The 17,789-nt window shown below is 44.2% G+C and carries 13 protein-coding genes and 1 riboswitch; of the genes, 12 read left to right on the forward strand and 1 reads right to left on the reverse strand.

Going from position 1 to position 17,789, the window contains the following annotated elements; all coding sequences use genetic code 11:
- Positions 1 to 19 precede the first annotated feature (19 nt).
- The 6 genes from ahrC (at position 20) to DV702_RS04610 (ending at position 8,310) form a co-directional block, all read left to right on the forward strand.
- Positions 20 to 469, forward strand: a complete 450-nt coding sequence (gene ahrC / locus DV702_RS04585; RefSeq protein ID WP_114925836.1) for a transcriptional regulator AhrC/ArgR — start codon at positions 20 to 22, stop codon at positions 467 to 469.
- Between the two features lie 16 nt (positions 470 to 485).
- Positions 486 to 2,180: a DNA repair protein RecN gene (gene recN, locus DV702_RS04590; protein ID WP_114923686.1), complete on the forward strand. Its 1,695-nt coding sequence runs from the start codon at positions 486 to 488 to the stop codon at positions 2,178 to 2,180.
- 115 nt (positions 2,181 to 2,295) lie between these two features.
- A complete protein-coding gene (locus DV702_RS04595; RefSeq protein WP_114923687.1) occupies positions 2,296 to 3,252 on the forward strand; it encodes a SpoIVB peptidase S55 domain-containing protein in 957 nt (318 codons plus the stop codon).
- A 1,258-nt stretch (positions 3,253 to 4,510) separates the two neighbouring features.
- The gene (gene spo0A, locus DV702_RS04600) at positions 4,511 to 5,305 is read left to right on the forward strand and encodes a sporulation transcription factor Spo0A (RefSeq protein ID WP_114923688.1); all 795 of its coding nucleotides are present in this window, start codon (positions 4,511 to 4,513) and stop codon (positions 5,303 to 5,305) included.
- 739 nt (positions 5,306 to 6,044) lie between these two features.
- Entirely contained in the window at positions 6,045 to 7,607 is a 1,563-nt protein-coding gene (locus DV702_RS04605; protein ID WP_114923689.1) for a flagellar assembly protein A, read from the forward strand.
- A complete protein-coding gene (locus DV702_RS04610) occupies positions 7,600 to 8,310 on the forward strand; it encodes a glycerophosphodiester phosphodiesterase (protein WP_114923690.1) in 711 nt (236 codons plus the stop codon). Before DV702_RS04605 ends, DV702_RS04610 begins: the two co-directional genes overlap by 8 nt.
- Positions 8,311 to 8,377: 67 nt before the next feature.
- On the opposite strand, the gene DV702_RS04615 is transcribed toward DV702_RS04610, so the two are convergent.
- Positions 8,378 to 8,623, reverse strand: a complete 246-nt coding sequence (locus DV702_RS04615; protein ID WP_114923691.1) for a DUF2627 domain-containing protein — start codon at positions 8,621 to 8,623, stop codon at positions 8,378 to 8,380.
- A gap of 229 nt (positions 8,624 to 8,852) precedes the next feature.
- Between DV702_RS04615 and DV702_RS04620 the strand changes: the two genes are divergently transcribed.
- The 6 genes from DV702_RS04620 (at position 8,853) to DV702_RS04650 (ending at position 17,782) form a co-directional block, all read left to right on the forward strand.
- Complete coding sequence (locus DV702_RS04620) at positions 8,853 to 9,950, forward strand: Leu/Phe/Val dehydrogenase (RefSeq protein WP_114923692.1); 1,098 nt, start codon at positions 8,853 to 8,855, stop codon at positions 9,948 to 9,950.
- An 87-nt stretch (positions 9,951 to 10,037) separates the two neighbouring features.
- Positions 10,038 to 11,462 carry a dihydrolipoyl dehydrogenase gene (gene lpdA / locus DV702_RS04625; protein ID WP_114923693.1) on the forward strand — a complete coding sequence of 475 codons (1,425 nt, stop codon included), beginning with the start codon at positions 10,038 to 10,040 and terminating at the stop codon, positions 11,460 to 11,462.
- An 8-nt stretch (positions 11,463 to 11,470) separates the two neighbouring features.
- Positions 11,471 to 12,481, forward strand: coding sequence for a thiamine pyrophosphate-dependent dehydrogenase E1 component subunit alpha (locus tag DV702_RS04630; RefSeq protein WP_114923694.1), 1,011 nt, complete (start codon positions 11,471 to 11,473; stop codon positions 12,479 to 12,481).
- Positions 12,481 to 13,464 carry an alpha-ketoacid dehydrogenase subunit beta gene (locus DV702_RS04635; RefSeq protein WP_114923695.1) on the forward strand — a complete coding sequence of 328 codons (984 nt, stop codon included), beginning with the start codon at positions 12,481 to 12,483 and terminating at the stop codon, positions 13,462 to 13,464. The genes DV702_RS04630 and DV702_RS04635 overlap by 1 nt, the downstream gene beginning before the upstream one ends.
- Positions 13,465 to 13,514: 50 nt before the next feature.
- Entirely contained in the window at positions 13,515 to 14,846 is a 1,332-nt protein-coding gene (locus DV702_RS04640; protein ID WP_114923696.1) for a dihydrolipoamide acetyltransferase family protein, read from the forward strand.
- Positions 14,847 to 16,296: 1,450 nt separating this feature from the next.
- A riboswitch (SAM riboswitch) is annotated at positions 16,297 to 16,387 on the forward strand.
- A 132-nt stretch (positions 16,388 to 16,519) separates the two neighbouring features.
- Positions 16,520 to 17,782, forward strand: coding sequence for an MFS transporter (locus tag DV702_RS04650; protein ID WP_114923698.1), 1,263 nt, complete (start codon positions 16,520 to 16,522; stop codon positions 17,780 to 17,782).
- Positions 17,783 to 17,789: the final 7 nt, after the last annotated feature.

A 17,789-nucleotide genomic window follows, 5' to 3' on the forward strand; every position in this document is an offset into this window, starting at 1 on the left:
GGAAGCGGAGTGGATGAATTTGAATAAAGGACAGCGACATATTCGCATTCGGGATATTATAACGAACAATGAAATTGAAACACAAGACCAATTAGTGGAAACATTAAAAAGTGCGGGAGTAGACGTGACACAAGCGACTGTTTCCAGAGATATTAAAGAGTTGCATTTGATAAAAGTACCGTCTCCGTCAGGTAATTACAAATATAGCCTACCTCCTGTTCACCGCTACAATACGGAAGAAAAGCTAAAGCGAATGCTAGAAGATGCGTTTATCGGTATTGACAGTGCCAGTCATTTTATCACATTGAAAACGCTTCCCGGGAATGCACAGGCTGTCGGTTCGTTAATCGACAACTTAGATTGGGACGAGTTGCTTGGAACGATTTGCGGAGATGATACGTGCTTAATCATTTGCCGCGAAGAGTCTAAGACGCTGTATGTGAAAGATAGATTATTATCGATGCTATAAGTGAGGTGAGTCATTTTTGTTAAGTGAACTTTCTATTAAAAACTTTGCGATTATCGAGCAATTGGAAATTACATTTGATGAAGGATTAACAGTATTGACGGGTGAAACGGGTGCCGGAAAGTCGATTATCATTGATGCGGTTCAATTATTGGCGGGCGGACGCGGATCACAAGAATTTATTCGGCATGGTTCTAAAAAAGCTGAACTTCAAGGGATGTTCACTATCGATGAAACACAGTCGTCCGTTATGGAGCGTTTAGAGGAATTTGGGATTGAAGCCGAAGATGGAGTCATTATTCTTCGCAGAGATTTGAATACGAGCGGAAAATCGGTCTGCCGTGTGAATGGTAAGCTAGTGACGATTGCGATTTTACGTGAAATTGGTTCGTTGTTAATCGACATTCACGGGCAACATGAGAACCAAGAGCTGATGAATGAACGACGTCATATTCATTTGTTGGACTTTTTTATCGGGGAACCGATTGAACGTGCGATGTCTACATATAGTGAAATTTACGATAAATATAAGAAACTACAGCAAGTTATTGCGGCGAAAACGCAGGATGAGCAACAGATTGCCCAGAAAATTGATCTATATCAGTTTCAATTGGAAGAGATCGATGCGGCGAATTTAGTCATCGGGGAAGAAGAGGAACTGGAGTCTGAACGTGTAAAACTTCAGCATTTCCACCGGATTTTTGATCGATTGAATACGTCTTATGAAGCGATCGCTATGGAGTCGCGTGGGCTAGACTGGGTCGGCAATGCGATGAGTGACTTGGAGGAAGCTGCTTCAATCGATGCCGAGTTGCAGCCGTTGTCAGAAACGGTCAACACGTCGTTTTATTCATTGCAGGACGTTTCGCATGATTTGAAGCGTTTAATTGACAGCATGGAGTTCAATCCGGATCGCTTGAATTTTGTAGAAGAACGTTTGGCGTTATTTTTGACGTTAAAACGAAAATATGGTAAATCATTAGAAGATATTTTATTGTATCGAGACAAAATTGCGGATGCGTTAGATCAATTAGTCAATCGTGACGAACGGTTGCATCAAAACCAAGAATTATTGACACAATACGTAAAAGACTTGGAAATTGAAGCGAATGAATTATCCGTAATTCGTAAAAAAGCAGCCCTTCGTCTTGAACGAGGAATTGAAGAGCAACTAAAGCAATTGTATATGGATAAAGCGACATTTAAGGTTCAAATTAAGCAAAAAGAACCAAATCAATTCGATGCGACGGGTTTTGATGAAGTGACATTTATGATTTCCACGAATTTAGGCGAACCGTTGAAGCCACTGGCGCGCGTAGCTTCAGGCGGCGAATTGTCTCGAATGATGCTCGCGCTGAAAACGATTTTCTCGCAGCACCAAGGTGTCACGTCAATCATTTTTGATGAAGTAGATACAGGTGTCAGCGGACGGGTGGCACAATCGATCGCAGAAAAAATTGCGATGATATCGAGCCACTCCCAAGTGCTATGTATTTCTCACTTGCCGCAAGTCGCTGCGATGGCGGATCATCATTATTTGATCAAAAAAGAAGTGCATGATGGACGGACAACGACTGCCATTCATGATGTCATGGAGAAAGAACGAACTGAAGAACTTTCGCGTATGTTATCAGGTGCCGAAATTACGCCGCTGACATTAGAACATGCGAAAGAATTACTTGTGCTAGCCAATCAACGAAAGCAAACGTTTTAATAATCGACTTCCATCTAGGGTATGTAGTGCTTAGTCGGCTACTGTTTATTTTACCCTTTCATACTTTCTCAACGAACGGACATACCAATAGTATCTTTCGTTGAGGAGGTGAATCATGGGATGGAATCGATCGTTTAAAACGTTTTTTGCTGTAGTCTTGATGCTCTGTTTTGTGCCTGTCAATGGCTATGCCCAAGAAGAATCGCTCATTCCGATGGGACATTCCATTGGTATTCAAATGGATTTAAGTGGGATCTACGTGACGAGTGATGTCAGCGTAGACCAACAGCACTTGTTGAAGAAAGGGGATATTATTCAACGACTGAATGGTGCGGAAACGAAACAATTAGTCCATTTCGAACGTGCCATTCAAAAACAAATGCCCGCTACGATGACTCTCGACATTTTGCGTAATGGAGAAAAGAAAACACTCCAAGCAGATTCGTCGCTCATTAAGCGTGTCACACCATTCCTTAAAGACCGCACAGAAGGTACGGGTACGTTAACGTATGTGGATCCGAAGACAGGGACGTACGGTGCGCTAGGTCACCAAATCATCGACAGTACGTTGCAGACTGCTCCGTCTTTTGAAAAAGGGGCCATTTATTTGTCGGAGATTAGTCAAATTAAGAAAAGCTCCCCTGGATTTCCTGGTTATAAAATTTCGTCTATCATTGATCAGAATAACTTGCTCGGAACGATTCGGATCAATAATGTGTATGGTATTTTTGGAAGTTGGAAAAATGCTTATCATAAAGTGTTGGCCGAGCCGCTCGAAATTATGCATCCCGTGGAGTTAAAGATCGGTCCTGCAGAAATTTTCACTACGGTGCAAGGGTCGAGTGTGGAGAAATTTTCGATTCGAATTACGAAAATTGAAGAAGAGCAATTCCATATTCTCTTAACGGATCCGATTTTATTGAAGAAAACAGGCGGTATTTTACAAGGTATGAGTGGTAGTCCTGTGATCCAGAATGGAAAGTTTGTCGGTGCGATTACGCATATGTTTGTGGACGAGCCAGAAAAAGGCGCGGCGCTTTTTCTGAAGACGATGCGGACGCATGAAAGATAAGGTATAGAGCGTTGGAGAATAGTTCGTAGAAGAAGGGGCTGTCCAGAACGTCAGAGATATCTGATTTTCTGTGATGGCTCTTTCTTTTGGGAATATTTTGTATAAAATGATTAGTTATTGACTCTGCCTGCGTAGTTATGTAAAAGAGTGTACGTGTGAGGATTCTCCTTGCGGAACCGGACGCTTTCCTGAGGGGACGCGGCGGACTCGCCAGAAGTGCTTTGGCGATTTCGCCTGTCGTCCTGATCCTCCAGGAGTCGCCGGTTCTTCCGGGAGAATCCTTGAGTTTGTGTCGGGAAGTCAGTTTGTGTTTGTCCAGAAGTTAGAGTGGCGGGAGTGACTTCTCCTTTGGTGGTGCAGAAAAAGAGTGTACGTGTGAGGATTCTCCCTGCAGAACCGGACGCTTTCCTGAGGGGACGTGGCGGACTCGCCAGAAGTGCGTTGGCGATTACGCCTGTCGTCCTGATCCTCCAGGAGTCGCCGGTTCTTCCGGGAGAATCCTTGAGTTTGTGTCGGGAAGTCAGTTTGTGTTCGTCCAGAAATAGAGTATGGTAAGCTCTACTTCCTGAACAGTGTAGATAAAGCTTTGGATTGCCTGATTGAATACATATAGAGTCATTGCTTGTTCCACTCAGTCCATCGAAATAGTCATAGTAGCTGATGTTGGTCTTTCACCACATACAAAGAGTGATCAACCTGTCTTGCACACGCTAAGTTTCGGCTGAAGCTGGAAGACGATCGACTCCGGGAGGATCAGGACGACAGGTGTAACCCGCAGCGCTTGACGGTCCACCGCGTCCCGTCCCGAAAGCGTATCGTCTGGAAGCGCAAGCCGTAAGACTTTCTAAGTCAGCGTCACTTCATCCAAACCCCATAGTCAAACTCGCTTTGAAATAAATCATTGAATGAATGCTACATAACATGAATAATCAACAGGGATGGATGGAAAACATACTCATTTCTTCGTGCGAAAATAAAATTGGACGGCTTCTCTTTTTATGAAAACAGTTGTGAAAATGGATGGAATCATTTTCCTTGCAAATTGAAAAAGTGGAAGGAAAACATGAACTTACATAATTCAACAACGAGAAGAAAATAGAAAAAAGTCGAAAAACATAGAAACTGTCGGTCGGAAGTATCAATTTCATTATTCTTCTAAGTAAAACTAGAAATTCCAAAAAATTTAACTTACGATATGTAAAGACGCAAAACGTACGGCAGAAATTAATGGCCGACTTTATTTCAGGGGGAATGGGTAATGGAAAACGTGAAAATTGCAATAGTGGACGATAATAAAGAACTTGTGAAAACGATGATGTCTTATTTTGAGAAACATCCGCAAGTAGATGTGATTTGGACAGCGAATAATGGACAAATTTGTTTGTCGATGCTGGAAAAAGAACGTCCGGATATTCTGTTATTGGATATTATCATGCCGCATTTGGATGGTATCGGGGTGCTGGAAACTTTGAACGAAACAAATGCAATGGGGGACATGCAAATCATGATGCTTACGGCGTTTGGTCAGGAAACCGTTATGTCTCAGGCAGCGAGTTTAGGCGCTTCGTATTTTATGTTAAAGCCGTTTGAACCCGAGCGTTTGGTCAGCCAAATATTTAAAGTGGCAGGTAAGCCGAAAAATAATACGCAGTCATTTATCGTTCAAGAACCCGCGCAGACGACAGGGGTAGTGACGCAAAAAGTGTTAGATACGGCGATTACGTCGATGATTAAAGAGATCGGAGTGCCGGCGCATATTAAGGGGTACGCGTTTTTACGTGAAGGGATTACGATGGTGTATAACGATGTAGACTTGTTAGGGTCTGTGACAAAAATACTGTATCCGGATATCGCAAAAAAGTACAATACGACACCTTCTCGTGTAGAGCGAGCGATTCGACATGCGATTGAAGTTGCTTGGAATCGCGGGAATTATGATTTGATTTCCAAAACATTCGGCTATACGGTGCATCATTTGAAAAGCAAACCGACGAATAGTGAGTTCATCGCGATGATTGCGGATAAGATTCGTTTGGAGCATATGGTGAGCTAATATAGTGTTTACAACCAGTTGAAAGACCAGCGAATATAGATGTCGTTGGTTTTTTCTTTCCTGTTAGAATGAATAGTAGATTCTCTTTTCTAGTGTTTTCATCAAGCTCGTTGATTTTCTAAAAAGTAATGGCCTTTTGGAAATGAGATGTTCTTGACGGGTAGTTGTAAAGGTAGTGTACGTGTTAGGATTCTCCCGAGAGAAAACGGACGCTTTCCTGAGGGAGCGCGGCGGACTCGCCAAAAGTGTGTTGGCGATTACGCCTGTCGCTCTGATCCTCCAGGAGTCGCCGGTTCTTCCGGGAGAATCCTTGAGTTTGTGTCGGGAAGTCAGTCTGTGTTCGTCCAGAAATAGGGTATGGTGCATTATGCTTGCTAAACAGTGCGAGTGAAGCGTAGCGAGAAGGAGCACATCTTTGCATTTGACAGGTGTAACCCGCAATGCTCTAGGTCCACCGTGTCCCCTCCGGAAAGCGTATCGTCTTAAAGCACAAGCCGCAAGACACTCAAAGTCAGCCTCACTCACTTTCAATAACTGAATGATAAATTATATGATCAATAGCTAGTCGTGATTTTTCAAACTAGTAAGTTCACTAGTAGGATAGTCATGTTTTCTATTTCAACTGCCAAAATACAACGTAAAATGTGAGGAATTGCTTATTTACGCTTCATATCCGTATAAAGAACTATCCTCTACAGATGATAATCTCTTATACTAGTAAGTAATAGGGGGGATCTCGTTGTTAATAGAAAATGAATTTTTACATCTGTTTGAAAAAGACAATAAAATTATTATGCAAACGAAAAAAGCAGGATTTCCTATCAAGTCATTTGATGCATTGACATCTAAATTTCCTAGACTCAAACTCCATTCATTCAAAGAACTGATGAAAGCCTTACAGACGGAAGGGGAACATGAAATAGGTGTGTTCACTGCCCCTTGTGAGCTCTATATTTCACCGAATAAAATGAAAGCGGAGTTGTATATTCATGCAACGAATGAAGAATTCTTATCCGACAAAGAACTTTTTCTAAAACAAGCTGCAGAATTATTGGATGCGAAAGAAATTCAGTACGACCAAGAGCAGTTGGAAAATATGCCGTTTTTGCCGAGTAATCCTATCCCGATCGCAGTAGGGAAAGAACCGGTACAAGGAGAAAGCGCGAAAATCACCTATATTGAAATGCCTGACCGTAAACCGAGCATTCGCGAAGATGGGTCAGCGGATCATTATGAACTGAATTTCGTTACCTCTATCGCGAAAGATGAGTGGCTCGGAGAAAAGATTCCCGCAAAAGAAGGAATCGAAGGCTACAATATTTTCGGTGAGCCGATTGCTGCGAAAAAAGGGGAAGATAAAAAGTTGCAGTATGACCGAAAATCCGTCGGTGAATTTGAAGAAGACGGGAAAATCGTCTTGCGGGCGCTTTTCGGCGGATCCCTTGAAGAACTGCATGGTGCTGTGAGTGTCGGAAAACAACTCGTTATAGCGGGTGATGTAGGCACAAAAACAGGATCTATCCGATTTGACGGGTCGGTTTTAGTGCATGGTACTGTATCGGCGGGATTTTCCGTTCATGCGACGGGGGACATTTCGATTGAAGGGAAAGAAGGCGTCACGAATGCCAAGGAAATTCAATCGGAAGAAGGCGATGTGTACATTAAAGGCGGTGTGTTTGGAGCGGGTGAAACGATCATCCAGGCAAAAAATAATGTCTTTGTAAAACATGCGAACAATTGCAAAATCTACGGCAAGAAAGTGAATGTCGGTGTCTATTCGCTCGGTTCTGAAATTTTCGCGGAGCATATTTGTATCGATCGCCACAAAGGAAAAGTCATAGGCGGGGTACTTGAAGCACTATTTTCTATAGAATGTGCATATGCTGGAAATACGAATGAACGCTTGACGAAACTGACGGTGAAAGGGCTCAGTAAAGAAGGAGAACTTGAGTCGATCCAACGACTGGCGGAACAATTAAAAGGCGAACATGAAGATTTGAAGAAAATCAAATTGACGCTGGAAAAAATGGAACAGGCGAAAGCTAGTCTTTCTGCCGAACAACTAGAGTTGCTGGATAAAATGCATACTACAATGCAAGTAAAACAACAGCAAATAATGGGCTTAGACCAGACGATCAAAACGAAGCTACAACTTGTACAAATCGCTACTTCGCCAACGATTGAAGTGACAAAAGAAGCGTTCCCAGGTGTCGTTCTTCAAATTGGTAAACAGATGAATATGTTAACCCGTTCTACTCAAGGTGTATTTGAACTAACGAGCGAAGGAGTATTGAATGTCTGACAATCAAATATTTGCGCATCGCGGGGCATCGGGCAGTCATGTGGAAAATACGATGAGTGCGTTTAAGGCTGCTGTGAGAAAAGGTGCGGACGGCATTGAATTGGACGTTCAACAGTCGAGTGATGGAGAGTTATTCGTCATTCATGATGAGAATTTACAGCGTTTGACAGGTGCCCATCAACAAATTGATCAACTAACAGCGAAGGAACTACAGCGTATGAAAGTAGGAAGAAGCGGGTCGCGGTGGATGTACGGACACTCCATTCCTCTTTTATTTGACGTGGTTTCTTTCTGTTCTGCGCACCGGATGGCATTGAATATTGAGCTGAAGCAAACGGTTTATCGTCAACGTGAAGTCATTCAGCGGATTTTGCAGTATGTTGAAGGGTTGGACAATGTGCATTTGTCTTCTTTTGACTATGAGACGATGCAGCTCGTTCGAGAAGAAGAGGAAGCGATGGAAACGGCTTTGTTAGTGAAGAAGAAGACGGTGGATTGGGCGGATTTGCCAAGCTACGATGTCGACGCGTTGCATTTTCATAAGCGTTTGTGGAGAGAGCCTTATCAGTCAGCATTAGCGGCAAGCGGCAAGACGTTGCGAATGTATGGTGTGACAGGGAAAGAGTCATTTTTACTTAGTTGTCCTGAAGTGACCGGTTGGATTACGGATTATCCGAAACGGTTACGACGGAAGTTTGGGTAGGGTTACGCACGGAGATGTGGAAGTCAAAAATGCATGAAGGACCGTTTGTTGGCTTCATGCATTTTCTTTATTTATTCATATCTTTTTTAAATCGATCAGCTGCTCGTCCGTTTCTTCGGTCGCGTCGCAATAGGAAGCCTGCGAAAAATCCAAGACCGGCTACGAATAGTAGTAAGCCGCCGAGGAATTGCAACCAAATAAATGGGAACGGCTGGAACAAATGTCCGAAGAGCGAGTCACGCATTAATTTTATACCGAGAGCTGCTGCAATTCCCGGAATCAATAGTACAATAAACGCAGCAAGACGTGCCATTTCATTCAACCCCTTATCGATTTAATTTTACAACGTCATGATAGATTGTCAAGGACTCTGCCATCATGTACGATATAGATAGAACAGATGAATGGAACGGGAAAGAAAACTGAAAACTTTCAAAGTTGCATTCTAGCAAGAAGAAATTTAAAATTACATACAATGGCTATTTTGTAATTTATCATTACCTAATCTTTATCTAATCTTTTGAAAATTTGGAGGGGTACGAATGGAACTATTTACGTATATGGAAGAACATGATTATGAGCAGCTCGTTTTATGTCATGACAAAACGTCTGGATTGAAAGCAGTGATCGCGATTCACGATACAACGCTTGGACCGGCTCTTGGCGGTGCGCGTATGTGGACGTATGCTAGTGAAGAGGCAGCGATTGAAGATGCGTTGCGCTTAGCAAAAGGCATGACGTATAAAAACGCGGCAGCTGGGTTAAATTTAGGCGGCGGTAAAACAGTAATTATCGGGGATCCGAAGACGGACAAGAATGACGAGTTGTTCCGTGCGCTAGGTCGTTATGTAGAAGGCTTGAATGGTCGATACATTACAGCAGAAGACGTAGGGACGACAGAATTCGACATGGATCTAATCCATTTAGAAACGGATTATGTCACAGGTATTTCTTCCGGTGAAGGTTCATCCGGCAATCCATCTCCAGTTACAGCGCTTGGAATTTATAAAGGAATGAAAGCCGCGGCGAAAGAAGCATTCGGTGATGATTCTCTAAAAGGGAAAACGATTGCAGTTCAAGGGGTCGGCAACGTAGCCTTTACGCTCTGTGAATATTTGCATGAAGAAGGCGCGAAGCTGATCGTTACGGATATTAATGAAGAAGCGGTGCAGCGTGCAGTCGATACATTTGGTGCAACGGCTGTCGCTACGGATGAAATCTATTCACAAGACGCGGACATTTTTGCTCCATGTGCATTAGGTGCAGTCATTAATGACGAGACGATTCCACAATTGAAAGTAAAAGTAGTAGCGGGATCAGCGAACAACCAATTGAAAAATCCGGAACACGGTGACCGTTTGCATGAACTAGGCATCGTCTACGCACCGGACTACGTGATCAATTCAGGTGGCGTGATCAACGTAGCGGACGAATTAATCGGCTACAATAAAGAGCGTGCACTGAAGCGAGTGGAAGGTATTTACGATACGATTCTAAAAATCTTCGCAATTTCTAAACGTGACGGCATTCCTTCCTACTTGGCAGCTGATCGTCTAGCAGAAGAGCGCATCGCACGTGTAAGCGCAACGAGAAACACATTTTTACGTTCAGAAAAAAATATTTTATCCAATAAAAAATAATTATTGAAACAGAATGGTAGGCGTACGCCTACCATTCCAATTGTATGCCTTCGCATACATAGTGGTGTAACGGAAGGAGTCCTAGGCTTGAGTAAAGAATATGACTTAGTAATTTTAGGTGGCGGAACGGGCGGGTATGTGGCGGCAATTCGCGCGGCACAACTCGGTTTAACGACAGCGATCGTTGAAAAATCCAAACTTGGCGGTACGTGTCTGCATAACGGATGTATTCCGAGTAAAGCATTGTTGAAAAGCGCAGAAGTATTTCGTGTCACTCAACAACAAGCAGATGAATTCGGTGTGAAAACAGGAGACGTGTCATTGGATTTCTCACAAGTGCAAAAGAGAAAACATCAAATTGTCGATCAATTGCATGCTGGTATTAAAGGCTTGATGAAAAAAGGAAAAATAGATGTCTACCACGGAACGGGTAGAATTTTAGGTGCGTCCATTTTTTCCCCGATGCCAGGCACGATTTCAGTAGAGATGGACAATGGCGAAGAAAATGAAATATTAATTTTGAAAAACTTATTAATTGCGACAGGCTCAAAACCGCGTACACTTCCGGGGCTCGAACTGGATGAAACGCACGTGCTGTCTTCTGATGGAGCTTTAGTTATGAATGCGCTTCCATCTTCCATGACAATTATAGGGGCAGGTGTGATCGGCATCGAATGGGCTTCCATGCTGACTGATTTTGGTGTGAACGTGACAGTGCTTGATCGATTGGATCATATTTTACCGACGGAAGATCGTGAAGTGTCCGTTGCGATGAAGAAAGCATTGGAAAAGCGCGGTGTCACGTTTATTTTAGGGGCTGCGATTGATACGGAATCTCTTGAAAAAGCCGAGACGGTGACGATTTCGTATACAGTAGACGGAGCGACACATTCGATTAGTAGTGATAAGATTCTCGTTTCTGTCGGACGTTCGGCAGTAGTCGATGATATCGGTTTGGCGAATACGGAAATTCAAGTGGAAAACGGTTTCATTCAGACGAACAAAACCTATCAGACGAAAGACGATCATATTTATGCGATTGGTGATGTGATCGGCGGTCTTCAACTCGCTCATGTGGCGGAGCATGAAGGACTTCACGCGGTGGAACATATGGCAGGACGTAAAGTCGAACCGATTGATTATGAGATGGTTCCCCGGTGCGTCTACTCCTATCCTGAAACCGCTGCTGTAGGATTAACGGAACAGCAAGCACGCGATCAAGGCTATGAAGTGAAGATCGGGAAATTCCCTTTCCAAGCAAATGGCAAGGCATTGGTGAATGGTCATGCGGATGGTTTCGTGAAACTCGTTACGGATCAGCAAACCAACGATATTCTCGGTGTTCATATGATGGGGGCGCACGTCACGGACCTCATCTCAGAAGCGGGATTAGCGATGGTCATGAATGCGATTCCTTGGGAAGTTTCTTCTATGATACATCCCCACCCTACATTATCAGAAGCGTTCGGTGAAGCGGCGTTGGCAGTAGAAGGACTCGCCATTCACATGTAAAGGAGGAAATGGTTTTGAACAATCGACATATTGAATTAGGATTGACAGATGAAGATGTGTTGCAAATGTATGAAAAGATGTTGATGGCCCGTCGTTTAGATGAACGGATGTGGCTGCTTAACCGTGCGGGCAAAATTCCGTTCGTTATTTCATGTCAAGGACAAGAAGCGGCACAAGTAGGCGCGGCTTTTGCGCTGGATAATGAAAAAGATTGGATCGCACCGTATTATCGGGATATGGGGATTGTTTTGCACTTTGGCATGACACCGAAAGAGTTGATGCTGTCGGCTTTCGCGAAAGCTGAAGATCCGAACTCGGGCGGGCGCCAAATGCCTGGACATTTCGGACAGCGAAAAAACCGTATTATTACAGGATCTTCTCCCGTCACCACACAATTACCGCATGCAGTCGGTGTTGCACTTGCTGCCAAAATGAATAAAGAAGATTTCATCACATTCGTCACGCTTGGAGAAGGCTCTTCCAATCAAGGAGACTTCCATGAAGGGATGAACTTCGCTGGTGTGCATAAATTGCCGACTGTTATTATGGTGGAAAACAATAAATATGCGATTTCCGTTCCAGTCGACAAACAAATCGCGTGTGAGCACGTATCCGATCGTGCTATTGGCTATGGAATGCCAGGTGTCACGGTTGACGGCACCGATCCATTAACTGTCTATGAAGCGGTGAAAGAAGCGGCAGATCGTGCGAGAGGCGGAGAGGGTCCAACGTTAGTCGAAGCGGTTTGTTATCGATTAACTGCCCACTCTTCTGACGATGACCAGCGCTTGTATCGAGATGCGGAAGAACTGGAGCAGGAAAAGAAACTCGATCCATTACTGACATTCATTCAGTACTTGCAAGAGCAGGATGTATTAACGGATGAGCTGCAAAATGAAATCGAAGAACGCGTGAAATTATTAGTTGATGAAGCGACTGAATATGCAGAGTTGGCTCCTTATGCACGTCCTGAACATGCATTGCGACATGTGTATGATGAAGAAGGAGGCGAAGCATAATGGCCGTTCGTTCATTTATAGATGCAATCAATATGGCGATGAGAGAAGAAATGGAGCGCGATGATCAAGTATTCGTGCTGGGTGAAGATGTGGGGCGTAAAGGCGGCGTATTTAAAGCGACGATCGGCTTATACGATCAGTTCGGGGAATACCGTTCGCTCGATACACCGCTTGCGGAATCTGCTATTGCAGGGGTCGCGATTGGTGCGGCAATGTATGGGATGCGTCCGATTGCTGAAATGCAGTTTGCGGATTTTATTATGCCAGCGGTCAACCAAATCGTTTCTGAAGCGGCGAAAATTCGTTATCGTTCGAATAATGATTGGTCTTGTCCGCTTGTCATTCGTGCGCCATTTGGTGGAGGAGTCCATGGAGCGCTATATCATTCGCAGTCGGTTGAATCGATGTTTGCTTCTACTCCAGGATTGAAAATTGTCATCCCTTCCACTCCGTACGATGCGAAAGGATTGCTGAAAGCCGCCGTGCGTGACGAAGATCCGGTATTATTTTTCGAGCATAAACGCGCGTATCGATTAATTAAAGGGGAAGTGCCGGATGAAGAGTACGTGCTACCGATCGGCAAAGCAGATTGTAAGCGCGAAGGAGAAGATTTGACGATCATAACGTATGGTTTATGTGTCCACTTTGCCCTGCAAGCTGCAGAACGATTAGCGGATGACGGTATTTCTGTTCATATTTTAGATTTGCGTACGGTGTATCCGCTAGATAAAGAAGCAATTATTGAAGCGGCTTCCAAAACAGGAAAAGTGCTGTTGGTGACAGAAGATAATTTGGAAGGCAGTATAATGAGTGAAGTGTCTGCGATTATTGCAGAACATTGCTTGTTTGAATTAGATGCACCTATCAAACGTCTGGCGGCGCCTGATGTACCTGCGATGCCGTATGCTCCTACGATGGAAAAATTCTTTATGATGAATCCGGACAAGGTAGAAAAAGCGGCAAGGGATTTAGCTGAATTTTAATTGGACTCAGCAAAAATCATGAATGCAATTGATTCTAAGGAGGCATACAAATGGGCGTCGAAAAAATCACTATGCCGAAATTGGGCGAGAGTGTAACAGAAGGTACTATTGAAAAGTGGCTAGTCCAACCAGGGGATGTAGTCGCTAAATACGATTCATTAGCTGAAGTCACGACAGATAAAGTAACGGCGGAAATTCCTTCTTCGTTTGCGGGAACGATTACAGAAATCGTCGCAAAAGAAGGCGACACAATCGAAGTTGGAGAAACGGTTTGTTTGATTGAAATAGAAGGTCAGTCAGCTGTTTCCGAACAAGTGTCTGAACAGTCATCAGAAGAACCAGAAGAAGCAGGCGAAGTGCCAAAACCTGAGACAAAACCGCAACCTCAATCGCAACCAAAAACACAAGGTAAAGCGGCAGGTCGATTTTCGCCGGCGGTTCTGAAATTGTCGCAAGAACACGGCATCGACTTGGCGAATGTAGCAGGCACGGGACGCGAAGGAAGAATTACGCGGAAAGATATATTGGCGTTTATCGATAATCCGACAGTCGCGCAACCTTCTGAAGAGCCTGCCAAAACACCGAATGAACAGCCACCGGCACAGAAGGACATTGCGGAGTTTGATACAGAGAAGTCTGGTTTCGAACAAAACGTGACGCCGCATGTGCAGTTGGAAAATGGAGATATTGAAATTCCGGTGACGAGTGTGCGCCGGGCGATCGCAAAAAACATGGTGCGTTCTGTAACTGAAGCACCTCATGCGTGGACGATGATTGAAGTGGACGTCACCGATCTTGTCGCATTGCGTGATAGTGTCAAAGAAGACTTCAAACAAAAAGAAGGCTTTAATTTAACATACTTTGCCTTTTTCATTAAAGCAGTTTCGCAAGCGTTGAAAGAGTTTCCTGCCGTTAATTCAATGTGGGCAGGCGATACGATTGTCATGAAAAAAGATGTGAATATATCGATTGCCGTGGCGACAGATGAAGCGCTCTATGTGCCTGTCATTAAGCAAACGGATGAAAAAACGATTAAAGCATTGGCGCGTGACATTCACGAATTGGCGGGTAAAGTGCGTAACGGCAAGTTGCAAGCGAAAGATATGCAAGGCGGGACGTTTACGGTCAATAATACTGGTTCGTTCGGTTCGGTGCAGTCGATGGGGATCATCAATTATCCGCAAGCAGCGATTTTACAAGTTGAAACAATCGTCAAGCGCCCGGTCGTAATGAATAATGGCATGGTCGCTGTCCGTGATATTGTCAACTTGTGTTTATCACTTGATCATCGTGTGTTGGATGGGCTAGTCTGCGGACGTTTCTTAGCTCGTGTGAAAGAATTGCTGGAGAATATGTCTAAAGATACGACGTCATTGTATTGATGAAATGGTGTATAAAAGGTGCTGTCCAGAAAGTCAGATTCGTCTGATTTTCTGCGACGGCTTTTTTATGCTTCTAAAAAAACTATCGGATCTCGTCTGCTACTTCATGTTCGTTTTTTAGATGGAATAAGGCTGACTTGAAGAGTCATGCGGCTTACGCTTCCAGACGATACGCTTTCCGGAGGGGACGCGGCGGATCGTCAAGCGTTGCGAGTTACACCTGTCAAGTGCAAAGATGTGCTGCTTCTCGCTGCGCTTCACTCGCAAAAGCCATCCTTCACAACGGCTTTCCCTTATCCTCCCGGAGTCGATCGTCTGTAAGCTCCAAGCCGTAATTAGTGTGTGCAAGACAGTTTGATTACTCTTTGTATGTAGTGAAGACTACGTGGGCTTGTCTGCTACTTCATGTTCGTTTATTAGATGGAGTGAAGCTGACTTGAAGAGTCCTGTGGCTTACGCTTCCAGACGATACGCTTTCCGGAGGGGACGCGGCGGACCCCGCAAAAGAGCGCTGCGGGTTACGCCTGTCGTCCTGATCCTCCCGGAGTCGATCGTCTTCCAGCGCAAGCCGAAACTTAGTGTGTGCAAGACAGGTTGATCACTCTTTGTAGTTGGTGAGAACCATGTAGAATTGTCTGATACAATCTGACCGTTTTTGAAGTTAAAAAGCGGTGAAGTGTTGCTAGCTACTATGACTGTTTCGATGGGCTGCGTGGAAAAAGCAATAACTATATATATTCAGTCAGGCAATCTAAAGCTTCACCCATTCTGTTCAGAAAGCTGAACTTACCATACTCTATTTCTGGACGAACACGGACTGACTTACGAACACTAAGTCAAGGATTCTCCCGGAAGAACCGGCGACTCCTGGAGGATCAGCGAGAGCCGTAGCGAAGGACGGCTTTTGCGAGTGAAGCGCAGCGAGAAGGAGCACATCTTTGCACTTGACAGGCGTAATCGCCAATGCACTTTTGGCGAGTCCGCCGCGCACCCTCAGGAAAGCGTCCGGTACTGTAGGGAGAATCCTAGCACGTACACTCATTTTCTGCACCACCAATGGAAGAGTTACTTATCCTACTCCAACTTCTGACCGAACACAAACTGACTTCCCGACACAACCTCAAGGGTTCTCCCGGAAGAACCGGCGACTCCTGGAGGATCAGCGAGAGCCGTAGCGAAGGACGGCTTTTGCGAGTGAAGCGCAGCGAGAAGGAGCACATCTTTGCACTTGACAGGCGTAATCGCCAATGCACTTTTGGCGAGTCCGCCGCGCACCCTCAGGAAAGCGTCCGGTTCTGTAGGGAGAATCCTAGCACGTACACTCTTTTCTGCACCGCACTTAGTACTTTAATTTAGAATTTTCAGATAAATCATTGACATTCCGATCGACATTGTATAATATAAACTCATTGCTTAGAATGTTTCGTGTTTTCTATTAACTACATATGTATTTCTATCAAGAGAGATGGAGGGACTGGCCCTATGAAATCTCGGCAACATTATTGTGCCAAATCCAGCAAGCACTGCTTGAAAGATAGAAAGGGTTCATCGATAGTATTCTAAATGAATATGAATCTATGTTAACGACTCTTTCCCTCTTCGGAAAGGGTCTTTTTTGTTAACGAAAATGTAACCGACATCTAAGAAAAGTAAGCAAGAATGGAGAGAAGAGAATGTTAGAGAGAATTGGGATTACAAAAAATTTAGGATGGGGCTTTTTCGGTGTCATGCTATTTATGATGGGAGACGGAATTGAAGCGGGTTGGCTCAGTCCATTTCTAGTAGATAATGGCTTGACGATTCAGCAATCCGCTGCGATATTTACCGTTTATGGGATTTCGATTGCGTTAGCTTCTTGGTTTTCAGGTGTGTGCTCCGATGTGTTCGGACCGAAGCGAACGATGATGATCGGTTTGGCGGTGTATATTATCGGTACGGCCGGTTTTATCACATTCGGTTTTCCGACGATGAATTATGAAGTGATGCTGTTAACGTATTTCATCAAAGGGTTTGGCTATCCTTTGTTTGCCTACTCTTTTCTGACTTGGGTCATTTATAAAACACCAGCGCGGAAACTAAGCTCTGCCGTTGGTTGGTTCTGGTTTGCTTTTTGTGCAGGGATGATGGTGCTTGGCGCTTGGTATTCAAGTTATGCAATCCAGTATCTTGGCTATATTAATACGCTGTGGAGTTCTATTTTTTGGGTATGTCTTGGTACATTCTTTGCTTTAGTGCTGAATAAAGATACATTTGTGAAGAAAGATGTATCGAATTATCGGGAAACGATGCGAGAGCTAGTAAAGGGAATAACGATTCTAAAATCAAATCCGCGCGTCGCTGCAGGCGGTGTCGTCCGTGTAATCAATACGTTAAGTGCGTATGGGTTCCCTGTTTTCTTACCTATTCACATGGCACAGCATGGAATAGAAACAACGGCTTGGTTGCAATTATGGGGGACGTTTTTTATAGGGAATATTATATTTAACTTAGTATTCGGCTTTGTAGGTGACACGTTCGGTTGGAAAAATACGATTATTTGGTTTGGTGGAATCGGCTGCGCTATTTTCACGCCGCTATTATTTTATACACCAGTACTGACGAATGGAAGTATTTTGATGACGAGTATCGTTGGATTCATCTGGGGCGGGTTAGTTGCTGGTTTTGTTCCGATTGGTGCATTAGTTCCTTCGATTGCGGGTGATGAAAAAGGAGCGGCGATGTCTGTGCTCAACTTTGCGGCAGGTTTATCGACATTCGTTGCACCGGCCATTGCGTTAGCTTTCATCGGTCTAGTCGGAGCCGAAGGAGTTGTATGGATTTTCAGTTTCCTATATGTTGTAAGTGCGGTCATTGTGAAATTCATTCGTGTGCCGGAAGAAGAGGACATGCGTAAGTCCGTACGCGTATATTCAGAAAGTACAGCACGCGTGGAGTAACGCAACA

This window comes from Sporosarcina sp. PTS2304, from assembly GCF_003351785.1.
Lineage (GTDB): Bacteria > Bacillota > Bacilli > Bacillales_A > Planococcaceae > Sporosarcina.